We start from the raw sequence: 24,043 nt of genomic DNA, 5'->3' as shown, positions 1-24,043 counted from the left end.
CCGCGCAGGAGGGGACCGAATGAAGAAGGGGAGGTCCTAGAAGTTCACGTCCAGGCGGGCGCCGAAGTAGCGGAACGCGTCGCGGCCGGGGAACCAGGTGCGGCCCTGGGCTGTCGGGATGGCCGGGTTGCTGTAGCCCGAGGTGCCGTTGCCCAGGCCCTGCGCATAGCGCTTGTCGAACAGGTTGTTGGCGAAGGCCGAGACCGTGTAGCGGCCTTCACGGTCGGTGATGCCGACCTTCAGGTCCACGATGCTGTAGGCCTTCTGGATCGTGCGAGGATCCTGGCTGAGCGAGAAGTTGACGTCGTCCTGCCAGCGATAGGTCGCGCCGATGAAGCCCTTGAAGGGCATGCCCGGCAGCTCGATGTCGTACTGGCCGCCGATGTTGAACTTGAACTTCGGGGTGTTGTTCAGGCGACGGCCGGCCAGGTTCTGCACGCGGCCGTTGGTGGTCGGGGTGCGGTAGCACTCGCCCGGCTTGCCGATATAGCCGGCCGGCTGCAGCGGCAGGTCGGCGGTGGCCGGCTGGGCGTTGTTGCAGGGGCCGTTGGCGAAGTCGACGACCTTGGCGTCGGTATACGCGAAGGCGCCGTTCAGGCGGAAGTTCGAGGTGATCCGCGCCACGGCGTCCAGCTCGACGCCTTGGGTGCGCAGCTGGCCCACGCTGTTGAGGAAGGTCAGGAAGGTGCCGTCCGGCAGGAACGACGTCACCGAGGTCTGGAAGCCCTTGTAGTCGGCCCGGAAGACGGTGGCGTTGAAATAGACGCGGCGGTTCAAGAGGCTGCTCTTGAAGCCCAGCTCGTAGTTCTTGGCCGTCTCGGGCGGCACCGGCATCTGGGCGGCGATCCGCGCGTCGAAGGTGCTGACCAGGTCGTAAGCCTGACCCTTGTAGCCCGTCGAGAAGGTCGCGAACGTCATGATGTCGGGCGTGATCTTGTACTGCGCGCCGATCTTGCCGGTGAAGGCGTCGTCCTCGTCCGACCGGCCAAACAGCTGGTGGGTGGTCGCAGCGCCGATCGCCGTGCTGGCGAAGATGGTCTTGTCGAACTTGTAGCTGATCTTCTGGCGGTTGATGCGGCCGCCGCCGGTCAGGGCAAGCTTGTCGGTGATGTCCCAGGTGGCGTTGGCGTAGGCCGAGTAGTTCTCGTTGGTGCTTTCGGCCAGGTAGCGGGCCAGCTGCAGCACCGGGCCGCGGTTCAAGAAGCGGTCGAGATCGTTCTTGGCGTACCAGAGGCCGGCCACGTAGCGCAGCCGCGTGTCGCCCGGCGAGGTCAGGCGGAACTCCTGGGTCCAGCTGTCGGCGTGGAAATAGCCGTCGATATGCGCGCCGCTGTTGACGCCTGACGGGCTGGCCACTGGGAAGCCCAGCAGGAAAGGCTGGTCGGTGCCGTCGATGTCCTGGAAGTCGACCATCTTCCAGCGATCGTGCGAGGTGATCGACGACAGGGTGTGGCCCTTCAGGACCGAGCCCTCGCCGAAGTCGTAGTCGATGCGGGCGGTGGTGCCGAAGACGTCCGAATTGCCGCCGCCGATGCGGTCGTCGGCGCGGACGAAGTGGTTGTTCTTATCGAAGGTGATGCCGCGCAGGGTCAGGGTGGCCGGGAAGGCGGGGGCACCCTGATAGAACAGGCCAGGCGTCAGCTCGGTGATCGCGCTGGTGCAGCAGCTCGAGACATTGTGATTGTAGCGCGGGGCCAGGCTGAGGGTCAGGTTCTCGGTCGGCGTCCACACCAGCTTGGCGGTGGCGGTGAAGCCCGCGCTGCCGTTGACGTTCTTGCCAGTGGTCAGGTTCTTGAGGTTGCCGTCGTAGTCGCTCTTGGCGACGGTCAGGCGCATCAGCAGGTCGTCGCCGCGGACGGGACCCGACACCGTGAAGCCGGCCCGCTTCTCACCGTCGTCGGTGACCAGGAACATGGCCTTGCCGGAGAAGTCCTTGGTCGGGGCGGCGGTGGCGATGTTCAGCACGCCGGCGATGGCGCTCTTGCCGAACAGGGTGCTCTGTGGGCCGCGCAGCACCTCGACCCGCTCGACGTCGATCAGGTCCTTGAAGGCCGCGGCCTGGAAGCCGACCGGCACGTCGTCGATGACCACCGCCACGTCGCTCTCGACGGCGATGCCGTTCGAGAAGGTGCCGATACCACGCATGTTGATGCTGAAATTGCCCGGCTGGCTGCCGTAGTTGATGACCAGGCCCGGCGACAGCTTCACCAGGTCGCCCAGCTCGCGGACGTTGTTGCGTTCCAGCACGTCGGCGGTGACGGCGGTCACCGACACAGGCACGTCCTGCAGGCGCTCGGCCCGCTTGGTCGAGGTGACGATGATCTCTTCGAGCTGGGCGGTGTCGGTGCTCGCCTGCTGAGCAAAGGCGGCAGCGGGGGCGGCGACCACGGTGGCGGCCGTGGAGGCAAGCAGCAGCAATCGAATGCTGGTCATGGTCCTGGTGTTCCTGCGCCTGCCGCCAGCTCTTTGTCCGGACGGCTAATTGGTATGCCCAACTGATGGCGCCTGGTCAGGCCACTTGTCAAGCGGAGTCGTTTCAAGGCTGAAATGTGGCCTGACGATTGAAATTGTTGCCTTATCGAGCAACAGAAAAACCTGAAGCGGGCAAATGACAACGTTGGACAGAAAAACCGTTTGTCCTTCGGGCTTTACGGCGTGGTCTCGAAATTGGTAAGGTCAGTTTCGCAACCACAAACGAGACGGGGGATGGATGCGCAGTCGAGCGGCCGCCAGCGGGTCGGTGGCCGGCGTCATCGATCGTCCCCATACGAGGCCGTGATCCGCTTATGAGCGTGCAGATGGACTACCGTGAAAGCACCGACCGGGCGGGCATGAGCCGCATGACGGTGCGCGAGCTGCGCGACACCTTCGTCATCGGCAGTCTGTTCCGTCCCGGCGAGCTGGGCCTGTCGTATCTGGAGATCGAGCGGGCGGTGGTCGGTTCTGCTACCCCGACCACGGCGGCCCTGACCCTGCCGACTCACAAGGAGCTGGCCTCGCGCTTCTTCTGCGAGCGTCGCGAGGTAGGGGTGATCAATATCGGTGGTCCGGGCGCGATCACCCTGGACGGCCAGCGCTTCGAGATGGCGCGCCACGACAGCCTGTACATCGGGCGCGGGACGCAGAGCGTCAGCTTCGAGAGCGACAACGCAGCCGATCCGGCCAAGTTCTACCTCGTCAGTTATCCGGCCCACGCCAGCTATCCCAGCAAGCATGTGCGCCGCGACGAGGCCCGCACGATCCAGGCGGGGGAGGCGGGGACCGCCAACCGCCGGGTGATCCGCCAGGCCATCCGCCCCGGCATCGTCGAGACCTGCCAGCTGGTGATGGGCTTCACCGAACTGGAGGACGGCAATGTCTGGAACACCATGCCGCCGCACACCCACCGCCGGCGAAGCGAGATCTACATGTATTTCGACGCCGCACCCGGCCGCGTCATGCACCTGATGGGCGAGCCGGCCGAGCCGCGCGCGGTGTTCATGGACGACGGCGAGGCGGTGTTCTCGCCCAGCTGGTCGATCCACAGCGGGGTTGGCACCGCCAGCTACAGCTTCGTCTGGAGCATGGGCGGCGAGAACCTCGAGTTCGACGACATGGACATGCTGGCGGTCTCGGACCTCGGTCCCGGCGCCTAGAAGAATAAGTACGGGAAGAAACGCTCAACATGACCTTCAAGACGCTCCTGAAGGCCGCCGCCGCGGTCGCCATCCTGGCTGGAACCGCCGCGCCCGCTCTGGCCGCTCCGAAGGCCGCTGTGGTCAGCGCGCCCGTCTCGGCCATCGACGCCGCCGGCCGCAAGGTCGCCGCCTGGCAGCTGGCCCACATGGACAATTTCGACTACGTGCCGGTGACCTCGTTCCGCAAAGACACCGAGGCGCCGCGCGACTGGATCCAGGCGGCTTTCTACATCGGCCTCTACACCTTCGCCGATGAGACCCAGGACCCGTACCTGGCCAATGCCGTGATTAAGCACGGCGAGGCCGAGCAGTGGGGCTTCGACCACCGCCCGCGTCACGCCGACGCCGACGCCACCGGCGCGGTCTGGGTCTGGGCCGCCGGCCGCACGCACGATCAGAGCAAGCTTGGCCCCATCCGCGCCCGCTTCGACGCGGTGCTGGCCGATCCGTCCAAGGTGTCGCTGGACTTCACGCCCAAGCCGGCCAAGGGCGACCCCTACTGCCAGGCCCGCTGGTGCTGGAGCGACGCCATCTTCATGGCCCCGCCGGCCTGGGTGAGCCTGACCAAGGTCAGCGGCGACAAGCGCTACCTGGCCCATGCCGACAGCGAGTTCTGGGCCACCCACGACTACCTGTTCGACAAGGCCGAGCACCTCTATTTCCGCGACAGCCGCTTCATCACGCGGCGCAGCGACGCCGGCCAGAAGATCTTCTGGGGCCGCGGCAATGGCTGGGCCTTCGCCGGCCTCGCGCGGATCCTGCAGGACCTGCCGGCCAATCACCCAAGCCGTCCGAAGTACGAGCTGGCCTTCAAGCAGATGGCCGCCAAGATCGCGACCCTGCAGGGCGCCGAGGGCTATTGGCCCGTCTCGCTGCTGGAGCCGCAGAAGGCGCCGGAGACCAGCGGCACGGGCTTCTTTGTCTACGGCTTGGCCTGGGGCGTGAACCACGGCCTGCTGTCGCGCGCCAAGTACGGCCCGGTGATCGACAAGGGCTGGAAGGCTCTGGACGCAGCGATCGAGCCGGATGGCCGCCTCGGCTGGGTGCAGCGCGTGGGCGTGGCGCCTGACCAGGTCGGCCGCGACGACACTCAGCTGTACGGCGTCGGCGCGTTCCTGCTGGCCGCCAGCGAGGTGCGCAAGCTGGGCTCATCTTCCCAAGGTCAGACCAAGCAGTAGAATAGCCCGTCAGAATCCATAGCGAGACCCGATGCGCGGCGCGCCCGACCCTCAGAAGCTCTACCAGCAGGTCGCCCGCTCGATCGCGGCCTCGATCGCCGAGGGGCGCTACGCCCCCGGCGACCGCCTGCCGTCTGAGCGGGGGCTGGCTGACTCGTTCGGGGTCAGCCGTCCGACCATCCGCGACGCCATGATAGCCCTCGAGTTCCAGGGGCTGGTCGAGGCCCGGCAGGGCTCGGGCGTCTATGTCACCGCCCGCGCCAAGCCTGAGCCCGACACGGCTGAAGCCGAGGTGAGCGCCCTGGAACTGACCGAAGCCCGCCGCCTGTTCGAGGGCGAGGCCTGCGCCCTGGCCGCCGCCGCCGTCAGCGACGAGCAGATCATGGCTCTGGAGCGGATCTGCCGGGATCTCGTCAGCTTGGCGGGCGCTGAGGACGGCGAGCGGCTGGAGCACGACTTCCACCTGGCCGTGGCCCACGCCACCCGCAACGCCGCCATCGTCGCGGCGGTGGAAGAGATCTGGACCCTGCGCCGCCAGTTCCCCGAATGCGGCGCCCAGCTGCGCCGGGTGCGCCTGGCCGATCCGGAAGGCTTCGCCGAGGACCACCGCCGGGTGGTCGCGACCTTGCGCGACCGCGATCCCAAGGAAGCCCGCCGGGTGATCCACGAGCACCTGAACCGCACGGTCGAGGCCCTGCTGTCGATGGCCGAGCGCGACGCCCTGGAACGCACCCGCCAGGAAATGGCCGAGCGTCGTGACGAGCTCTTGCGTCGGACTGCCATCTGAAGTTGTCTGGGGCGCGATAATTCGCCGCACAAATCAAGGCCTTGCGGCCGTGGGGCGACGCGTGCTGACCTCCCTCCCAGGAATCAGGGGGTAATGATGTCGGATAAGTTGGCGCCTGCGAGCGTGGAAACGGTGCTGAAGGCGATCTCGTCGGAGATGTCGCTGGCCGCCGTCGCCTGCGGGCATCTGGACGTGGCGCTGGGCAAGATCCTGGAAGTCGTGCCGGACGAGCACCGCCTGTCGGTGATGCAGGAGCTGCACACGGTCGACCTGTTGGCCCAGCACATCACGGCCCTGACCGACTTCACCGGCAACCTGTCGCAGCAGCACGGCCAGGGCGTCCTGGAGGTCAACGACAGCCTGAACGCCATCACCCTGGGCGACGTCGCCGCCCGCCTGCGGTCGTCGATCGCTCCCGAGTAACTAGCTAGTCCGCCAGTCGGCGCCGGTTGCGGCAAACAGGCGGATAGCGTCCACGAGCCGCTGACCCTCGGCCCGCGCGCGGGCCGAGCGAGTGCTGTTGAGCGTGCGCTGGGCGTCGATCACCTCCAGCAGCGTGCCGCCGCCCTTGTCGAAGGCGACCTTGGCCAGGCGCAGGCGTTCGCCCGCCTGCTGCTCGGTGCGGGCATGGGCGGCCAGGGCGGTCTCGTCGGCCGACAGGGCCGAGAGGGCGTCGGCCACCTGCCCGAACGCCGTCAGCACGGTCTGCTGGTAGCGGGCCGAGGCCGCGCGGGCCGCCTCGCGCGCCTGCTGGCGCCGGGCCTTCAGCGCGCCGCCGTCGAATAGCGGGGCGGTGAGGCCGGCTCCGATATCCCAGCCGCTGGCGTCGTACGAGAAGAGGTCGCCTGGCTTCAGCGCGCCCTGGGTCAGCGACGCCGACAGCTTGATGTTCGGATAGAGGTCGGCCGTCGCCACGCCGATGTCTGCGGTGGCCGCGTGCAGCTGCGCCTCGGCGGCCAGGATGTCCGGACGCTTGCGCACCAGCTGCGAGGGCAGGGCGACCGGGACCGGGGCGCTCAGGGCCATGGTCGAAAGGTCGAAGGCCGGGGCGGCCCAGTCGGCCGGGGCCTTGCCGACCAGCACGGCCAGGGCGTGGCGGGCGGCGGCCAGTTCGCCTTGAAGGGCCGGCAGCTGGGCGCGGTCTTCTTCCAGCTGGCTGGCGGCCGAGACCTTCGCCAGGCTCGTCGAGCCGCCCAGGGCGTTGGCCTTGCGGATCAGGTCGATATTGGCCTGGTCGTCGGCGATCATCTGCTCGACGCTGGCGATCTGGCTACGCAGGGTGGCGATGGTCGCCGCCTGCATCGCGACATTGGCGGTGAGGCTGAGATAGGCCGCTTCCGTCCGCCGACCCTCGGCCTCGACCCGCGCCGCCGCGCCCTCGATGCGCCGCTTGTTGCCGCCCCACAGGTCCAGGTCGTAGCTGACCGCGCCACCGACCGAATACAGGCTGAAGGTCGGATTGCTGAGCTGGATGTCGCCGAAACCCGTGAAGCCGAAGGCCTGCAGGTTGGCGCGCTCGCGGGCGACACCGGCATTGCCGGTGACCTGCGGTCCGGCGACACCGCGCGCCTGGGCCAGGGCCGATTGCGATTGCGCCAGGGTGGCGTCGGCCTCGGCCAGGGTAGGGCTGTCCTTCAGCGCCTGGCGGATGACGGCGTCCAGCTCGGGCGAGTTCAGGGCCGTCCACCAAGGACCGGCATTGGCCGCTTCGGCGTCCAGGCGAACGGCCGCCGGGGCGGTCTCGCCCGCGCCCAGTGTCGAGACGGTCTTCGGCGCGTCGGGGGCTTGGAAGTTCGGGCCGACCGTCGTGCAGGCGGTCAGGGACGTTGCCGCCAGGAGCGCGGCGATCAGCTTAGTGGTCGGAGACATTGGCGGCCTTCGCCCCCTGTTTCGGGGTGCGCATGAGAAGGATGAGCGGCGCGCAGGCGATGGTGATCACCAGCATCAGCCGGAAGTCGTCGAGATAGGACAGCATCGCCGCCTGCCGGCCGATCAGGCCGTTGAACGCGGCCATGGCGGCCTGGCTTGAGAACAGGTGCGGCATGTAGGCCTGGTACAGCGGGTTGTCGGGCCGGGCGTGCTCGACCAGCACCGCGTGGTGCTTCTCGATGCCGCTGACGAACAGGGCCTGCATGATCGAGATGCCGGCGGCCGAGCCGATGTTGCGGATCAGGGTGAACAGGCCCGCGCCCTCGGCCCGGTGCTGGGGCAGCACCTTGGCGAAGGCGATGGTCGACAGCGGCACGAAGATCAGGCCAGTGCCGACGCCCGACAGGAAGCCCGAGGTCACCAGCAAAGTGGTGTCCATCTCCAGATTGTAGTGGCTCATCTGCCAGAGCGAGAGGGCGCTGATCGCCAGGCCGATGCTGAGCAGCAGCTTGATGTTCATCCGCCCCATCAGCTGGCCCACCGCGAACATGGCGATGAACGAGCCCAGGCCTCGGGGCATCGAGACCAGCCCCGTGAAGGCGACCGGATAGCCCAGCAGGGTCTGCATCAGCGGCGGCAGCAGGGCCAGGGTGCTGTACAGCAGGATGCCGATGAAGAAGCCGAACAGGCAGCAGGTGATGAAGTTGCCGTCGGCCAGCAGCTCGCGCGCCACGAACGGCTTCTCGGCGGTGGCCAGCTGCACGCCGAAGATCCAGAGCGCGATGATGGCGACGATCAGCTCGATCCAGATCTCGCGCGAGCCGAACCAGTCCTGGCTGGGGCCGCGGTCCAGCATCAGCTGGAAGGCGCCGATGGCGATGGCCAGGGCCAGAAAGCCCAGGGTGTCGAACTTGCGCTTCTCGCTGCTCTTCTTCTCGGACAGGAAGAAGAACACGCCGCAGAAGGCCAGGATGCCGATCGGCAGGTTGATGAAGAACACCCACCGCCAGTCGAGATTGTCGGTCAGCCAGCCGCCCAGGCCGGGGCCAAGCAGCGGGCCGAGCACCGCGCCGGCGCCCCAGACGGCCATGGCCTGGCCGTGGCGCTCGGGTGGGTTGATGTCCAGCAGCACGGCCTGCGACAGCGGGATCAGCGCCGCGCCGAACAGGCCTTGCAGCAGGCGGAAGAGGACGATCTCGACCAGGTTCTGGGCCACGCCGCACAGCATCGAGGCCGCGGTGAAGCCGATGATCGAGACGATCAGCACCATCTTGCGGCCCATGCGCTCGGTCAGGAAGCCGGTCAGCGGCGTCATGATCGTCGAGGCCACGATGTAGGAGGTCAGCACCCAGGTGATCTGGTCCGCCGACGCCGAGACGCTGCCCTGGATGTGGGGCAGGGCGACATTGGCGATGGTGGTGTCCAGCGAGATCATGATCGTCGCCAGCATCACCGAGATGGTGATGGGCGTGCGATTGGCGATATCGCGGGCGTGACCTTCGTGAGCCATCAGTGCTTGCCCGAACGGATGTCCACGGTGGCCTTGGCGCTGAGGCCGCCCGACAGGTTGGCCGGTGGAGCTTGATCCAGGGTCAGGCGCACGGGCAGGCGCTGGACGACCTTGACCCAGTTGCCGGTGGCGTTCTCGGCCGGCAGCAGGGCGAAGCTGGAGCCGGTGCCGGGGCTGAAGCTGGCCACGTGGGCCTTCAGCGGCTTGTCATAGGCGTCGACCTTGATCGTCGCCGGCTGGCCGACACGCATGTGGGCCAGCTGGTCTTCCTTGAAGTTGGCCTCGATCCAGGGCTGGCCCGAGATCAGCCAGAACACCGGCTGCGAGGCGGTGACGCGGGCGCCGACCTGCAACTGCTCGACCTTGGCCACCACGCCGTCGGCGGGGGCGACCACGGCAGCGTAGGAGCTGTCCAGCTTGGCGCGCTCCAGCTTGGCGACGGCTTCCAGCACGGCCGGCTGGCGTTCGGTCGGGGTGTCGGCGCTGCCGCCCAGGTCGGCCAGGGCGGTGACGACCTGCTGCTTGACCACCGCGATCTGGCGCTGGGCCTGGTCGGCGGCGTGGCGGGCTTCATCCGCTTGCGCCTTGGTGGCGACGCCGGCGGCGGCCAGGTCGCGCTGGCGGGCGGCCTCGCGCTGGGCGTAGGCGGCGGTTTCCTGGATGGCGGCCAGGTCGGCCATCCGCTGAGCATAGACCGCGCGCTTGCCCTGGACGTCGAAGCGGGCCTGGGCCAGGGCGGCCTCGGCTTCGGACACGGCGACCTGATAGTCGGCCGGATCCAGGCGGAACAGCACCTGGCCCTTCTTGACCGGCTGGTTCTCGTGGACCGCGATCTCGACGACGCGGCCGTCGATGCTGGTGCTGATCGCCGTGCGGCTGGTCTGGACGTAGGCGTTGTCGGTGGTCTCGGACTTGCCGCCCGTCAGCACAACGACGCCGGCCCCGATCAGGATGATGGCGGGCACGCCGATCATCAGCGGCCAGCGCAGCCGCTGGCCCAGGGTCCTGCTTCGCCGCCGGTTGGCCGCGTTCGCTTCGGCGTCCGCGATAGCTTCGTAACCTTCAGCGTCGCTCACGCGCTGCTCCACGTCTCGATAGGTTTTGGGGAATCCTCGAGGTTCGTTCGGGCCGCGAACCTTCGCCGGTGAAATAGGACTCCGCCTGTCATGAGGGAAATGATATGTCTTCACGACAGCCATGAACGCCGTGAATTTCAGAACCGCCGACCTCAATCTCTTCCGGGTGTTCGTCACCCTGCTGGAAGAGAAGAACGCCACGCGCGCCGGCGAGCGCCTGGGCCTGTCCCAGTCGGCCGTCAGTCACGCCCTGCGCCGTCTGCGCGAGATGGTCGGCGACGACCTCTTCATCCGGGGGCAGACGGGCCTGCGCCCCACGCCGCGCGCGCTGGAGATCGCCGACACCGCTCGCACGGCCCTGAAGCTCTTGGAGACGGCGGTCACCGCCCAGAAGTTCGACCCGGCGGTAGACCACCACACCTTCACCATCGCGACCGGGACCTACATCTCGTACGTCCTGGGCCCGCTGATCGCCGAGCGGGTGCTGGCCCAGGCGCCGAACATCCAGATCCACTTCCGCGGCCTCTATACCGGCATGACCGAGGACCTCGACACCGGCAGCCTGGACATGGTCATCGGCTGTTTCGAGGCGATCCCTGGGCGGTTCACCCACACCAAGCTGTTCGAGGAGAGCGGCGTGTGGGTGCTGCGCAAGGACCATCCGGCCCTGGCCGCTGGCGTCGACTACGACACCCTGGCCCGCCTGCCGCGCCTGGGGGTGAAGGGCGGCGACGACGATCCCGACCGCACCTCGGCCGGCCACCTGGGTCTGCGCCGCATCACCTCGTGGGGCGAGAGCTACGCCCTGGGCGACAATCCCTACCAGCCGTTCTCGGTGCAGGACTCGTTCAGCGCCATGAACATGGTCAGCCGCTCGGACATGACCTGCATCCTGCCGCGCCGCTTGGCCGAGATGGCCGCCACGCGCGGCAAGGTGGCGATGATCGAGCCGCCCAACGCCCCACCGCCAACGCCGTTCGGGGCGGTGCTGCGGACCACCGACGGGCCGGACTCGCCCAATGCCTGGTTGCTGCGCCTGTGCCAGGAAGCGGCGCGGAAGATCTAGCCGCAATCGCGCCACAATTGGCGATCTAGCGATACAAGCAGGCCAAGTTTTCCGCCCAAGGCGCCAGCTAGACCTTGGCCATGCGGTCCAGGGTCCTGCTTGTCGATTCCGATCCCGAGGGTCTGGCCGGCCTGGCCCAGTTCCTGGCGCGCCACGACCTGGAGGTGCTCCAGGCCAGCTCGGTGCGGGAGATGGATCAGGCGCTGGCAGAGGCCGAGGTCGATGCGGTGATCCTCGACCTGATGCGGCCGGGCGAGAAGGGTCTGGCGGTCTGCGGCAAGCTTCGCGCGCACCCGTCGGCCCCCGCTGTCATCGTGGTCAGCGCCGTCGCCGACGAGGCCGATATTGTCGTCGGGCTGGAGATCGGGGCCGACGACTATGTCGCCAAGCCCTGTCGGTCGCGCGAGCTGCTGGCGCGCCTGCGGGCCGTGCTGCGCCGGCGGGGAGAGGCCGTCAGCGTGGCGCGCGACCGGGCTCGCTCGGAAAGCTACCACTTCGAAGGCTGGCGACTGAGCGCGGCCACCCACCAGCTGTTCGATCCCAACGCGCGGCCGATCGACCTGTCGCCGGCGGAGTTCAACCTGCTGCGCGTGCTGGTCGCCAAGCCGCAGGAGGTGGTGCCGCGCAGCGAGCTGGCGCCGGGGCGGCCCAGCGGCGAGGCGCGCGACTTCCAGATCAACGTCGCCATGAGCCGCCTGCGCCGCAAGCTGGTGCGAGCCGAGGGCGGGGCGCGGCTGATCCGCACCGTCCGCCACGGGGGCTATCTGTTCACCGTACCGGTCGAACGGATCTCGCCCTAGGCCGCCGCCCGCAGCGAGCGAGCCTGCGGCAGGCGCAGCTGCGCCACCAGCCCCTGGTCCGCCGCCAGCAGTCGCAAGTCGCCGCCATGGGCGCGGATCGTCGAGCGCGACACCGCCAGCCCCAGGCCGACCCCGGACTTGCCCGAGGCCCGCGCCGCTTCGCTGCGGTAGAAGGGCTGGAATGCCTGCTCCAGGTCGTCGGGCGACAGGCCGGGGCCCTTGTCGGCGACCTCGATGAAGGCCTCGCCGTTGCGCACGTCCAGGCTGACGGCAGCCTGTTCGCCGTACTTCAGGGCGTTGTCGATCAGGTTCTCGACTACTCGCTGGACGCCGACCACGTCGATCTCGGCCAGCACCGCCACGCCGGGCTCCAGCTTCACAGCGCCGGAGGCGTCGTCGACCACCACCTCGAGCAGCGAGCGCAGATCGACCACTTGGCGCGTGGCTGTATGGGTTTCGTCGCGCATGAAGGCCAGCACCGAAGCGATCATCTCCTCCATCTGGTCCATGTCGCGGCCTATGGCCTGGCGCAGGGCGGGGGAGGCGCGCTCCAGCTTGAAGCGCATGCGGGTCAGGGGCGTGCGCAGGTCGTGCGAGATGGCGCGGATCATGCCGGTGCGGTCGTCGACGTAACGCTTGAGGCGCTGCTGCATCAGGTTGAAGGCGTCGGCGGCCTTGCCGATCTCAGCAGGACCCGACAGCGGCGGCAGGTCGGCCGAGGGCTCGCGGCCCAGGCGGTCGGCCGACTCGGCGAACACCTTCAGCGGCGCGGCCAGACGCCAGGCGACGAACAGGGCCAAAGGCGCGATCAGGGCGACCGACAGGCCAAACCACAGCAGCACCCGGCGCTGCCAGCTGTTGGGGAAGCCTTCGGGGCGCGGGCGCACCGTGGCCCAGCGTCCGTCGCCCATCTTCATGGCGGCGACGAACTCGCCTTCGACATAGGGCGCGCGGCCCAGGCTGAAGCCGCTGGCGATCGAGGGCGGCGGCAGGGTGTGCTCGGCCACGGGGGCGGGCAGGGGCGTGTCGGCCTTGGGCAGGCTGGCGCGGGGGATGCGGGTTAGCGCGGGTTCGACGACGGGACGAGCCGGCTCGATCGGCTCGGGCGTGGCGACCGGCGGCGCGGCGGCCGGGGCGATGACGACCGGGGCCGGCGGGGCGACGGTCGTGGAGACAGGCGCGGTTCGCGCTGGCGCCTCGGTGGTCGCCGTGCTGGTGAAGACGAAGCGCGGCGCGGGACGTGCGAAGACAGCGGCGTCTAGCGGCGAGCGGATGATCGGTCCGCGCGCGGGGCCGTTCAGGACATCCGGCCGGCCCACGGGCGTCCGGCTGCCCATGGCGGGCGAAGCGCTTGGCCCCCGGATCGCCGCTGCGCCGTCCGGGAATGAACCCGACGGACGCGTCATGGGGCGGGACATCTGCGGCTGTTGCGGCATCGACGGGCGCTGGAACACGCGCTGGGACGGCGGGAACGCGCCGCCCGGCTGCCCCATAGGACCGCTCCGCCCCATCGGCCCACCGCCCGGCATGCGGCCCGGTCCGCCCATCGGCATTGATGGCGAACCACCGGCGCCGCCGGCTTGGCCCACAGTGATCATCCGCGACCGGCCCTGCTCGGCGCGAGCCGGAGGCGGCGGCATGGGCGCGCCAGCCAGGGGCGGCGGGGCGTAGAACAGCAGGCGCACGTCGGTCTGGGCCGCGCCGACCAGCTTGGCCAGGTCCCGGGTCGCGGCGGGCGAGACCACCCAGCCGGGGCTGGCCAGGCTGGGGGCGGTGTCCTCGAAGGACAGCACCAGCGGGCGATCGCGATCGTTGGGCGTGTCGCCGCCGCGTAGGGCCGCGCCGATGTCGCTCAGGCTGTACTGGCTGGGCGGGGCCGGCGGGAAGAACACCGTCAGCACCAGGGTCACCACCTGGGCGGCGGCCAGAGCCCCGACCACGATGGCCAGGATGCGGGCCCACAGGGGCGGACTGAGGCGCTTGCTCCAGGTCATTGCCCGACCACTCCGGCGTCCAGCATGTAGCCGACGCCGCGATAGGTGCGGATCAGCTCACGCTCGGTCTGGTCCTGGATCTTACGACGCAGGCGGCTGATGTGCAGGTCGACCGCGCGGCCCATCTCGTCGGCCTCGTCGGTGCGCAGCAGGGCGATCAGGTCCTCGCGCGGCACGACCTGGCGGGCGCGGTCCAGCAGGGCGCCCAGGATGGCCAGTTCGCTGCGGGTCAAGAGCAGGATGGCCCCGTTCGGCGCCTGCAGCTGGCGGGCGGCCAGGTCCAGGCGGAAGTCGGCGAAGCGATAGACGCTGGTCTTGCGCGCCGTGGCCCCGGCGGGGCGGCGGCGCAGCAGGGCTTTCACGCGGGCCAGCAGTTCGCGCGGCATGATCGGCTTGACCACATAGTCGTCGGCGCCCAGCTCCAGCCCCAGGATGCGGTCGATGGGATCGCCCAGGGCGGTCAGCATCAGGATGGCGGGGCCTTCGCCGCCGGCCAGGTCGCGGCACAGGGACAGGCCGTCCTCGCCGGGCAGGTTGACGTCCAGCACCGCCACCTGGATCGCCCGTTCGGCCAGGATCTGGCGCGCGGTGGGCACGTCGCCGGCCTCGTGTACGACATGGCCGTTGTCGACCAGATAGGCGGTCATTTCGCGGCGCAGTTCGAGGTCGTCCTCGACCAGCAGGATTTCGGCGACAGGGGCCATGTCGGTCTGCGGAGTCATGGGCTGAACCATAGACCATGAGCGTGGGCGGGCGGACGTCTCGTTTGCCGTCCGTCGCGGGCCGAACGTCGCGCCCGCGTGGTGGTCACGGCCTGCTGGCCTAAGTTGCTCACTGCCGATCTCCGCGCCGCCCCTCGGAAGTCGGCGGGTGCATCAGACCATCCGATTGTGGGCGTCGTCGGGCGCGTTCGTATTGCGAATGTATCAAGCCGCGTCAGCGCGGACACAGTCGACTCACGACCAGCGAGAACTTCTGGACGGCCGCTTCGAAAAACTGGCCCGGAGCGACCGAGCGCCGGGCCTCCGCAAGCCTACTTAAGGGGTCGAGTATCCGGAGGGTTTTTCATGTCTTCAGTCGCCGTGGAGCAGGACGATAGTCGTCCCGCCGCGTGGGCCGCCGTCGGCACCCTGACCCTGGGCGTCTTCGCGCTGGTCACATCCGAGTTCCTGCCCGCCAGCGTGCTGACGCCACTGGCCCGCGACCTGGGCGTCAGCGTCGGGGCGGCCGGCCAGGCGGTGACCGCCACGGCGGTGGTCGGGGCCTTCGCCGCGCCGCTGACGCCGGTGCTGACCGGCCGCTTCGATCGCCGCGTGGTGATGTGGGGCCTGATGGCGCTGCTCAGCGTCTCGAACCTGCTGACCGTGTTCGCCAAGGACCTGCCGACCCTGCTGGTCGCGCGCGTGCTGCTGGGCGCCAGCCTGGGCGGCTTCTGGTCGATGGCCGCGGCCCTGGCCATGCGCCTGGTGCCGCCCGCCGCCATGCCCAAGGCCATGTCGCTGATCTTCACCGGCGTGTCGGTGGCCACGGTCTCGGCCGCGCCGATCGGGGCCTATGTCAGCGACACCCTGGGCTGGCGCGCGGCCTTCATCATTTCCGGCGCGGTCGGCGCCTTGGCGCTGCTGGCCCAGTTGGCGACTCTGCCGCGCCTTGCCCCCACGTCGACGCCGCGCCTGCTGGGCCTGGTCGAGGTCGCACGACGGCCGGCTGTAGCGACCGCTTTGATCGGCGTGCTGCTGGTGATCTCGGGCCACTTCGCCGGCTTCACCTATGTGCGACCGGTGCTGGAGCAGGTGGCGCACCTGGACCTGAAGGCGATCTCGCTGACCCTGCTGGCCTTTGGCGTCGCTGGTTTCTTCGGCAATCTGGCCGGTGCCGCCTTGGTCGGTCGTGATCCGCGTCTGGCGGTGCTGACCGGCGCAGCCCTGTTGGGTGTTTCGGCCCTGGCCATCGTCACCCTGGGCCATGTCGGCTTGCTAACCGCCGTCGCCCTGACGGTCTGGGGCTTCGCCTTTGCCATGCTGCCGGTGGGCTTCCAGTCCTGGGCGACCTCGGCCGCGCCGGACCAGGCGGAACTGGCCGGCGGCCTGCTGACCTCGACCTTCCAGGTGGCGATCGCCGCCGGGGCGGTGTTCGGCGGCGTGCTGGTTGACCAAATGGGGCCGCTCAGCGCCCCGGGCTATGCGGCGGTCTCGGCGCTCGCCGCGGTGGTCCTGGTGCTGGCGCTGCGTCGTCGTGCGGCGCGGACGCCAGCCCAGGTCCCCTGCGAGGCCTAGCCGGCCGTCGCGGCGGCCCGCTTGGGCAGGACCCAACCCGGACGGATGAAGTGGCAGGTATATCCGTTCGGGATCCGCTCCAGGTAGTCCTGGTGCTCGGGCTCGGCTTCCCAGAAGTCCCCGGCGGGCGCGATCTCGGTCACGACCTTGCCGGGCCACAGGCCCGAGGCGTCGACGTCGGCGATGGTGTCCTCGGCGGTCTCGCGCTGGCCTTCCGACGTGTAGAAGATCGCCGAGCGATAGCTGCGGCCGATGTCGTTGCCCTGGCGGTTGCGGGTGCTGGGGTCGTGGATCTGGAAGAAGTATTCCAGGATCTGGCGGTAGCTGATCACCGCCGGATCGAACTCGATCTCGATCGCCTCGGCGTGGTCGCCGTGGTTGCGGTAGGTGGCGTTGGGCACGTCGCCGCCGGAATAGCCGACGCGGGTCTTCAGCACGCCCGGATAACGCCGCAGCAGGTCCTGCACGCCCCAGAAGCAGCCGCCGGCGAGAATGGCGGTTTCGGTGCTCATCGGTTCAACCCTTTCTGATCCCGGATTTCCGGCCTGGATGAAGTGGGAACGCGCGAGCGGATTTCCAGGGCCTGGGCAGGCCCCGCGATCTCAAATGTAGAGAAGGGAAGGAATGGTGGATGCGACAGGGATTGAACCTGTGACCCCCTCGGTGTGAACGAGGTGCTCTCCCGCTGAGCTACGCATCCGCCGTGTGGAGAGGTCCGCCGAAGGGGACCGATCCGCGAGAGGAGGGGGTCTATAGTCTGGTGTTCGGCGCGGGGCAAGAGGCCAAAAGCGTCTTGCAGGCCTCAGGCACCTCCAAAAAGCTGTGGATGATCAGATCCGCGCCCAGGGTCTCGACCGGTTCCTCGGTGTAGCCGAAGCTGACCAGCACGCTGGGAACCCCGGCGTTCTTGGCGCCGAGGGCGTCGTTGATGCTGTCGCCGACCATCACGGCGCGGCCGATGTCGCCGCCCGCGGCGGCGATGGCCGCGGCGACGTGGCGACCGTCGGGCTTGGCGGCGGGGGCGCTATCGGCGCCGATCACCGCGTCGAAGTAGGGCAGCAGGCCCACGGCCTCGAGTAGGGCGTCCGACAGATTGGTGAGTTTGTTGGTGCAGACGACGAGCTTGCAACCGGCCGCCTTCAGCTGGGTGAGGACCTCGACAACACCGGGGAACGGCGCGCTCTCCTGGGCAATGCGGGTCAGGTAGTGGGCGATGAAGCGCTGGACCAGCGGCGGGGCGCGTTCGGCGTCCAGCGGCGCGCCAGCGGCGGCGAAGCCGCGCTCCAGCAGGGCGCGGGCGCCGCGGCCGACCATCAGCCGCACGTCGTCGAAGGGCAGCGGGGGCAGGTTCTCCTGCGCCAGGATCGTGTTCAGCGCGCCGACCAGGTCGGGGGCGGTGTCGACCAGGGTGCCGTCGAGGTCGAAGGCGATCGTCGCCCCGTTCAGGTCATGAAGCTGGCTCATGGGACTGGCGTTTCCGCCAATTGGGCGGCTAATGCAACGCTGAACGCTCTTCAGGGAGTCGCGCCCGTCCATGACTGATTCCGCCACCACCTCGACCCGCCCGCGCGCCGCCGTCATCCTGGCCGCCGGCCAGGGCACGCGGATGAAGTCCCCGACTCCGAAGGTGCTGCACAAGCTGGCCGGTCGGACCCTGCTGGATCACGCCATCGACGCGGCACAGGGCCTGGGCTGCGAGCGGATCGTCGTCGTGGTCGGCGCGCACAGCCCGCAGGTCGGCAAGAGCGCTCGCAAGCGTCTCGGTCCCGACGCCACCGTGATCCAGGACCCGCCGCTGGGCACCGGCCACGCCGTGCTGGCGGCCAAGGACGCCCTGGCAGATTTCGACGGCGACGTGGTCGTCACCTATGCCGACTGCCCGCTGACCACCGCCAGCGTGATCGCGCCGCTGTTCGACCAGCTGGCCGGCGGCGCGCACGTCGCGGTCCTGGGCTTCGAGGCCGCCAACCCGACCGGCTATGGCCGCCTGATCCTGGCGCCAGGCCACGTGCTGCTGCGCATCGTCGAGGAGAAGGAAGCCGATCTAGCCACTAAGCAGGTCAAGCACTGCAATTCCGGTGTGCTAGCCGCTGATCGGGCGATCCTGTTCGACATCCTGGCCAGCGTCCGCAACGACAACGCCAAGGGCGAGTACTATCTCACCGACGTCGTCGGCCTGGCCCACGACCGCAAGCTGGTGACCCGCGCGGCCTTCGCGCCGGAGGCTTCGGTGCAGGGCGTCAATTCCCAGGCCGAACTCGCCGCCGCCGAGGCCGTTTGGCAGAAGGCCCGCCGCAACGCCCTGATGGTCGACGGCGTCACCATGCCCGCGCCCGACACCGTCCACCTGTCGTGGGACACCAAGATCGCCGGCGGGGCGGTGGTCGAGCAGTTCGTGATCTTCGGCCCGAATGTCAGCGTCGCGGCCGGCGCGCAGATCAAGGCCTTCAGCCACCTGGAAGGCGCGGCGGTCGGCGAGGGGGCTCTGATCGGTCCTTATGCTCGCCTGCGTCCGGGCGCCGAGATCGGTGCCGAGGCCCACATCGGCAACTTCGTGGAAGTGAAGAACGTCAAGGTCGGGGCCGGCGCCAAGGCCAACCACCTGAGCTATCTGGGCGACGGCTCGGTGGGCGAGAAGGCCAATATCGGGGCCGGCACGATCTTCTGCAATTACGACGGCTTCGAGAAGTTCCAGACCCATGTCGGCAAGGGCGCCTTCATCGGCTCCAACAGCGCCCTGGTCGCGCCCGTGCGGGTGGGCGACGGGGCGATGACCGGCTCGGGCTCGGTGATCACCAAGGATGTCGAGGATGGGGCGCTGGCCCTGTCGCGCGCCGAACAGACGACCAAGGCCGGATGGGCGACCAAGTTCCGCGCCCTCAAGCAAGCCAAGAAGGACAGCAAGAAATGAGCGCCGACGACCAGAAGCGCATCTCGGGCGAAGCCGCCGCCGACCTCGTCGAGAGCGGCATGACGGTGGGTCTGGGCACGGGCTCGACGGCCGCCTGGTTCGTCAAGGCGCTGGCCGCGCGCGGCCTGAAGGACATTCGCGGTGTGCCGACCTCGGAAGCCACCGCGACCCTGGCGCGTGAACTGGGCATCCCGCTGGCGGCGCTGGACGACGTGAAGTCGATCGACCTGACCGTGGACGGCGCAGACGAGGTCGGTCCGGGCCTGTCCCTGATCAAGGGCGGCGGCGCGGCCCTGCTGCGCGAGAAGCTGGTCTGGGAAGCCTCCAGCCGCTGCGTCGTGATCGCCGACGCGGCCAAGAAGGTCGACGCCCTGGGCAAGTTCCCGCTGCCGATCGAGGTGGTCCGCTTCGGCCACGTTCACACCAGCTGGCGCCTGGCCGACATCGCCGCCGAGTTCGACCTGCCACCGCCGCGCCTGCGCCAGGCCGATCGCGGCATGGTGGTCACCGACGGCGGCAACCTGATCTACGACATGGCCTCGGGCGTGATCGCCGATCCGGCGGCCTTGGCCGCGGCGCTGAAGAGCATCACCGGCGTGGTCGACCACGGCCTGTTCCTGGACCTGGCCGACGAAGCCCTGATCGGAACCGATCAGGGTGTGGTGCGCCTGGCGCCCTGACGTCCTACATACAGCGCCGACAAGCTTGAGCTATTCCGGAGGCCACCGTGGCTGACTACGACTACGATCTCTTCGTCATCGGCGCCGGTTCGGGCGGCGTGCGCGCGGCGCGGGTGGCGGCCATGAGCGGCGCCAAGGTCGGCGTGGCCGAGGAGTATCGGGTCGGCGGCACCTGCGTGATCCGCGGCTGCGTGCCCAAGAAGTTCATGGTCTATGCCAGCGAGGTCACCAGCCAGCTGAAGACCGCCAAGGGCTATGGCTGGACGATCGAGAACGCCAAGTTCGACTGGAAGGGCTTCATCCACGACAAGGACGTCGAGATCGCCCGTCTGTCGGGGATCTATGTCACCAACCTGCAGAAGGCCGGCGCCAACCTGCTGCACGGCCGAGCCCAGGTCATCGACGCCCACACCGTCGAGGTGCTGCCCAAGGAAGGCAGCAAGGACGCCGGGACCTACACCGCCAAGAAGATCCTGATCGCCACCGGCGGCCGTCCCGTGAAGCCCGACTTCCCGGGCGCGGAGTATGGCATCACCTCGGACGAGGCGTTCCATCTGCCCAAGCTCCCCAAGAGCATCATGGTCGTCGGCGGGGGCTATATCGCCGTCGAATTCGCCGGCATCTTCGCGGGCCTGGGCGTGCAGACCACGCTGCTGTACCGCGGGGCCAACATCCTACGCGGCTTCGACGACGACGTCCGTTCGCACCTGGCCGACGAGCTGGGCAAGAAGGGCATCAAGGTCGTGCTGGGCTGCTCGCACACCTCGATCGAGAAGCAGGAAGACGGCACGCTGCTCAGCACCCTGACCAGTGACCTGACCTTCGAGACCGAGGCGGTGATGTTCGCCACGGGCCGTGAGCCCTATGTTCAGGGCCTGGGGCTTGAAAAGGCCGGCGTGAAGCTGAACGACAAGGGCGCGATCGCGGTCGACGAATTCTCCAAGACCAACGTGCCCAGCATCTGGGCCGTCGGCGACGTCACCGACCGCATCAACCTGACGCCGGTGGCCATCCGCGAAGGCGCGGCCTTCGCTCAGACCGAGTTCTACGACAACCCGACCACCTTCGATCACGACATGGTCGCCTCGGCGGTGTTCAGCCAGCCGCCGGTCGGTTCGGTGGGCATGACTGAAGCCGAGGCGCGTCACGCGTTCGGGACCGTCGACATCTACCGCTCGGTATTCCGTCCAATGAAGATCACCTTCTACGGCGGCCAGGAGCGGTGCCTCATCAAGCTGGTGGTCAAGGCCGACGATCAGAAGGTGGTCGGCGTCCACGTGGTGGGCCCGGACTCGCCCGAGATCATCCAGATGGCCGCCATCGCCGTGAAGATGGGCGTGACCAAACAGCAGTGGGACTCGACCTGCGCGGTCCACCCGACCCTGGCCGAAGAGCTGGTCACGATGCGCGAGAAGTACGTCCCCGTCGAAGTCGGCGGGGTTGGATGACGCAGCCGACCGCCTGGGGGGGCGAACAACGGACGCGCTGGCTGGGGGGCTTGGCGGTCTTTCTGATGGTGACGACGCCGTTGGTCGGCTACCTGGCGCCGCTGGGGTCGGCCACGGTGCTGACCCTGGTCGGCCTGCTGGCGACGCCCGGCCTGGCGCGCTCGCGCCCGCCGGTGTTGCCGATGTTCGCGCTGCTGCTGCTGGTGCTGTGGGCCGTGATCAGCATGGCCTGGAGCCCGGCCGCGCCGCACTGGGGCGACTTCAAGCGTAGCAAGGATCTCGAGGACCTGACGATCCTCAAGCTGGTGCTGGAGGTTGGTCTCTACGCGGCCGCCTATGCCGCGCTGGGCGCAATGTCCACGCGCTCGGCCCGCCTGGCCAGCCGGGTGATGGTGGTCGGCGTGATCCTGCTGGCCCTGGTGACCTTCCTGGACGGCGTGTCGAAGGCCGCACTCTATCAGGTCTTGCGCAAGCTGACCGGGGATCCGGTCAGGCCCGACATCGCGGTGGTGAAGGTGTCGATGGGCGCCTACACCATGGTGCTGCTGTTCTGGCCCATGGTGCGCCTGCTGGACGCCTGGAAGTTCCCGGGCCGCAATATCCTGATCGCCCTGACCGCCCTGATGATCGTGGTCGGCGCGCACCTGACCGGCGCCGACGCGCCGATCGCGGCGATGCTGCTGGCGGGCGTGGCCTGGCTGGGTGTGCGCTTGATTGGCAAGGCGTTCGTCCGCGCCATGATCCCTGCCGTCTCGGCGATCTTCATCTTCGCGCCGATGGCTATCCTGTGGGCCGTGCGCTCGGGCCTGTTCGCCTGGCTGCACGTGCTGGCCCCGCCGTCGTGGGACGCGCGCCTGAACATCTGGGCCTATGCCGCCAACCTGACGGTCGACCACGCCCTGCGCGGCTGGGGCTTCGACGCGGCTCGGACCTTCCCGGGCATTCCGCTGCACACCCACAACGCCGCCTTGCAGCTGTGGCTGGAGCTGGGCTCGGTCGGCGCGGCCCTGGCGGCGGCTTTTTTCGCCTGGATCCTATACCGCATCGTCGGCTGGGCCGGGGTGAGCCGTCGCGATGGCGCGATGGCGACGGCGACCCTCACGGCCTTCCTGGTCATCGGCGGCGTCAGCTTCGGGGTCTGGCAGGAATGGTGGGTGGCGCTGGGCGTCATTGCCGCCATCGCCTGCGGCATCGCGCAAAAAACCAGCGCCTCGGCCAAGTAGCGTCGCAACGAATTTTCCGCTTTAGGTGCGTCTGCGGTATCGTCCCGCACGATTTTGCCTTTTCCTCCCTTTCGCGGTATCTACGCCGCCCCTTGCAGCTATCGAGCCCGTCATGACCACCCGCTGGACCCCCGCGACCTGGAGAGCCAAACCCGCCAAGCACATGCCCACCGACTATCCGGACATGGGCGCGGTGGAACGGGTCGAGCAGGCGCTGCGCCAGATGCCGCCGCTGGTCTTCGCGGGCGAGGCGCGTCGCCTGAAGAGCCTGCTGGGCGATGTGGCGGAAGGCCGGGCCTTCCTGCTGCAGGGCGGCGACTGCGCCGAGAGCTTCAAGGAATTCCATGCGGACAACATCCGCGACACCTTCCGCCTGATCCTGCAGATGGCGGTGGTGCTGACCTTCGCCGGCGGCAAGCCGGTGGTGAAGGTGGGCCGCATCGCCGGCCAGTTCGCCAAGCCGCGCTCGGAGCCGACCGAGGTTCAGGGCGATGTGACCCTGCCGTCGTATCGCGGCGACATCATCAACGGCATGGACTTCAACGAAGGCGAGCGCGTTCCCGACCCGGACCGCCTGCTGAAGGCCTATGGCCAGTCGGCCTCGACCCTGAACCTGCTGCGCGCCTTCGCCAACGGCGGCTATGCCGACCTGCACAACATCCACCGCTGGACCCTGGGCTTCGTCGGCGACAGCCCGCAGGGCGCGCGTTACCGCGAGCTGTCGGACAAGATCACCGAGAGCCTGGCCTTCATGGCCGCGATCGGCGTGACGCCGCAAAGCCATCCGGGCATGCACCAGGTGGAGTTCTTCACCAGCCACGAGGCCCTGCTGCTGGGCTTCGAGGAAGCCATGACCCGCGTCGATAGCACCTCGGGCGACTGGTACGACACCAGCGCCCACCTGCTGTGGATCGGCGAGCGCACCCGCCAGCTGGACGGCGCTCACATCGAATTCATGAAGGGCGTGAAGAACCCGATCGGCCTGAAGTGCGGTCCGACCATGGAGGGCGACGACCTGCTTCGCCTGATCGACGTGCTGAACCCCAACAACGAGCCCGGCCGCCTGACCCTGTACGGCCGCTTTGGTTCGGACAAGATCGCCGACCGCCTGCCGCGCCTGATGAAGGCCACCAAGGCCGCCGGCCGTTCGGTGGTCTGGGCCACAGATCCGATGCACGGCAACACGCTGAAGGCCTCGACCGGCTACAAGACCCGTCCGTTCGACCGCATCCTCAGCGAAGTGAAGAGCTTCGTGGAGATCGCCCAGGCCGAGGGCGTGCATCCGGGCGGTGTCCACCTGGAGATGACCGGCCAGAACGTCACCGAATGCCTGGGCGGCGCCCGCGCGGTTTCGGAGACGGATCTCGCCGACCGCTACCACACCCACTGCGACCCGCGCCTGAACGGCGAGCAGGCGCTGGAGCTGGCCTTCCTGGTGGCCGAGAAGCTGAAGGCCGCCCGCGACGATCAGCGTCGTCTCGCCGCCGGCTGACTTTGTCGCTCCGTGAACGGCGCTATCTGGCGCCGGCTCACGCCGCCGTATAGCGT

General features: G+C 68.8%; 20 protein-coding genes and 1 tRNA gene. 12 read left to right on the top strand and 9 right to left on the bottom strand.

The genetic code is table 11. The annotated features are described in order from the left end of the window. Positions 1 to 36: 36 nt before the first annotated feature. Positions 37 to 2,433, bottom strand: coding sequence for a TonB-dependent receptor (locus tag J7528_RS08010; protein WP_291872586.1), 2,397 nt, complete (start codon positions 2,431 to 2,433; stop codon positions 37 to 39). 353 nt (positions 2,434 to 2,786) lie between these two features. Between J7528_RS08010 and kduI the strand changes: the two genes are divergently transcribed. From kduI to J7528_RS07990, 4 genes are all read left to right on the top strand, one after another. Further along, positions 2,787 to 3,635, top strand: a complete 849-nt coding sequence (gene kduI / locus J7528_RS08005) for a 5-dehydro-4-deoxy-D-glucuronate isomerase (protein WP_291872584.1) — start codon at positions 2,787 to 2,789, stop codon at positions 3,633 to 3,635. 29 nt (positions 3,636 to 3,664) lie between these two features. Further along, the gene (locus tag J7528_RS08000) at positions 3,665 to 4,855 is read left to right on the top strand and encodes a glycoside hydrolase family 88 protein (protein ID WP_291872582.1); all 1,191 of its coding nucleotides are present in this window, start codon (positions 3,665 to 3,667) and stop codon (positions 4,853 to 4,855) included. A gap of 31 nt (positions 4,856 to 4,886) precedes the next feature. Continuing rightward, on the top strand, positions 4,887 to 5,642 hold the full coding sequence (locus J7528_RS07995) for a FadR/GntR family transcriptional regulator (protein ID WP_291872579.1): 756 nt from the start codon (positions 4,887 to 4,889) through the stop codon (positions 5,640 to 5,642). A 96-nt stretch (positions 5,643 to 5,738) separates the two neighbouring features. Further along, positions 5,739 to 6,065: a hypothetical protein gene (locus tag J7528_RS07990; protein WP_291872576.1), complete on the top strand. Its 327-nt coding sequence runs from the start codon at positions 5,739 to 5,741 to the stop codon at positions 6,063 to 6,065. On the opposite strand, the gene J7528_RS07985 is transcribed toward J7528_RS07990, so the two are convergent. Genes J7528_RS07985 through J7528_RS07975 form a run of 3 tightly spaced genes read right to left on the bottom strand, consistent with a single transcriptional unit; the run spans position 6,066 to position 10,097 of the window. Beyond that, on the bottom strand, positions 6,066 to 7,511 hold the full coding sequence (locus J7528_RS07985; protein ID WP_291872573.1) for an efflux transporter outer membrane subunit: 1,446 nt from the start codon (positions 7,509 to 7,511) through the stop codon (positions 6,066 to 6,068). Then, positions 7,495 to 9,021, bottom strand: coding sequence for a DHA2 family efflux MFS transporter permease subunit (locus tag J7528_RS07980; protein WP_291872570.1), 1,527 nt, complete (start codon positions 9,019 to 9,021; stop codon positions 7,495 to 7,497). Before J7528_RS07980 ends, J7528_RS07985 begins: the two co-directional genes overlap by 17 nt. Then, positions 9,021 to 10,097 (bottom strand): HlyD family secretion protein, encoded by a 1,077-nt coding sequence (locus J7528_RS07975; protein ID WP_291872567.1) that lies wholly within the window; start codon positions 10,095 to 10,097, stop codon positions 9,021 to 9,023. The genes J7528_RS07980 and J7528_RS07975 overlap by 1 nt, the downstream gene beginning before the upstream one ends. Before the next feature lie 121 nt (positions 10,098 to 10,218). Here J7528_RS07975 and J7528_RS07970 point away from each other — a divergent pair, with 121 nt between their 5' ends. Both J7528_RS07970 and J7528_RS07965 read left to right on the top strand, forming a co-directional pair. Continuing rightward, on the top strand, positions 10,219 to 11,163 hold the full coding sequence (locus J7528_RS07970; RefSeq protein ID WP_291872564.1) for a LysR family transcriptional regulator: 945 nt from the start codon (positions 10,219 to 10,221) through the stop codon (positions 11,161 to 11,163). 80 nt (positions 11,164 to 11,243) lie between these two features. After that, positions 11,244 to 11,963 (top strand): response regulator transcription factor, encoded by a 720-nt coding sequence (locus J7528_RS07965; RefSeq protein ID WP_291872562.1) that lies wholly within the window; start codon positions 11,244 to 11,246, stop codon positions 11,961 to 11,963. Here J7528_RS07965 and J7528_RS07960 read toward each other — a convergent pair. Together J7528_RS07960 and J7528_RS07955 are read right to left on the bottom strand one after the other, a co-directional pair. Beyond that, entirely contained in the window at positions 11,960 to 13,957 is a 1,998-nt protein-coding gene (locus J7528_RS07960) for an ATP-binding protein (protein ID WP_291872560.1), read from the bottom strand. The two genes, J7528_RS07965 and J7528_RS07960, sit on opposite strands and share 4 nt — an antisense overlap. Next, a complete protein-coding gene (locus tag J7528_RS07955; protein WP_291872557.1) occupies positions 13,954 to 14,679 on the bottom strand; it encodes a response regulator transcription factor in 726 nt (241 codons plus the stop codon). Before J7528_RS07955 ends, J7528_RS07960 begins: the two co-directional genes overlap by 4 nt. 345 nt (positions 14,680 to 15,024) lie before the next feature. Between J7528_RS07955 and J7528_RS07950 the strand changes: the two genes are divergently transcribed. Continuing rightward, a complete protein-coding gene (locus J7528_RS07950) occupies positions 15,025 to 16,233 on the top strand; it encodes an MFS transporter (RefSeq protein ID WP_291872555.1) in 1,209 nt (402 codons plus the stop codon). On the opposite strand, the gene msrA is transcribed toward J7528_RS07950, so the two are convergent. From msrA to gph, 3 genes are all read right to left on the bottom strand, one after another. Continuing rightward, positions 16,230 to 16,745 (bottom strand): peptide-methionine (S)-S-oxide reductase MsrA, encoded by a 516-nt coding sequence (msrA, locus tag J7528_RS07945; protein WP_291872552.1) that lies wholly within the window; start codon positions 16,743 to 16,745, stop codon positions 16,230 to 16,232. The two genes, J7528_RS07950 and msrA, sit on opposite strands and share 4 nt — an antisense overlap. A gap of 113 nt (positions 16,746 to 16,858) precedes the next feature. Further along, positions 16,859 to 16,933 (bottom strand) — tRNA-Val (locus tag J7528_RS07940). A 50-nt stretch (positions 16,934 to 16,983) separates the two neighbouring features. Beyond that, positions 16,984 to 17,697 (bottom strand): phosphoglycolate phosphatase, encoded by a 714-nt coding sequence (gph, locus tag J7528_RS07935; protein WP_291872549.1) that lies wholly within the window; start codon positions 17,695 to 17,697, stop codon positions 16,984 to 16,986. A 70-nt stretch (positions 17,698 to 17,767) separates the two neighbouring features. On the opposite strand from gph, the gene glmU reads away from it, so the two are divergent. The 5 genes from glmU to J7528_RS07910 all read left to right on the top strand — a co-directional run bounded on the left by glmU (position 17,768) and on the right by J7528_RS07910 (position 23,987). Continuing rightward, positions 17,768 to 19,144, top strand: coding sequence for a bifunctional UDP-N-acetylglucosamine diphosphorylase/glucosamine-1-phosphate N-acetyltransferase GlmU (gene glmU / locus J7528_RS07930; protein WP_291872546.1), 1,377 nt, complete (start codon positions 17,768 to 17,770; stop codon positions 19,142 to 19,144). Beyond that, positions 19,141 to 19,824, top strand: coding sequence for a ribose-5-phosphate isomerase RpiA (gene rpiA, locus J7528_RS07925; RefSeq protein WP_291872544.1), 684 nt, complete (start codon positions 19,141 to 19,143; stop codon positions 19,822 to 19,824). The genes glmU and rpiA overlap by 4 nt, the downstream gene beginning before the upstream one ends. Positions 19,825 to 19,871: 47 nt before the next feature. After that, positions 19,872 to 21,272: a glutathione-disulfide reductase gene (gene gor, locus J7528_RS07920; RefSeq protein WP_291872542.1), complete on the top strand. Its 1,401-nt coding sequence runs from the start codon at positions 19,872 to 19,874 to the stop codon at positions 21,270 to 21,272. 50 nt (positions 21,273 to 21,322) lie between these two features. Beyond that, the gene (locus tag J7528_RS07915) at positions 21,323 to 22,495 is read left to right on the top strand and encodes an O-antigen ligase family protein (protein ID WP_291872539.1); all 1,173 of its coding nucleotides are present in this window, start codon (positions 21,323 to 21,325) and stop codon (positions 22,493 to 22,495) included. 112 nt (positions 22,496 to 22,607) lie between these two features. After that, a complete protein-coding gene (locus tag J7528_RS07910; protein WP_291872536.1) occupies positions 22,608 to 23,987 on the top strand; it encodes a class II 3-deoxy-7-phosphoheptulonate synthase in 1,380 nt (459 codons plus the stop codon). The last annotated feature ends 56 nt before the right edge of the window (positions 23,988 to 24,043 follow it).

Origin of the sequence: Caulobacter sp. (genome assembly GCF_017744445.1) — a bacterium.
In the GTDB taxonomy this organism is placed as follows: Bacteria; Pseudomonadota; Alphaproteobacteria; order Caulobacterales; family Caulobacteraceae; genus Caulobacter.
Note: the sequence above shows the minus strand (reverse complement) of the source record. Positions and strands in the feature narration are given on the sequence as shown.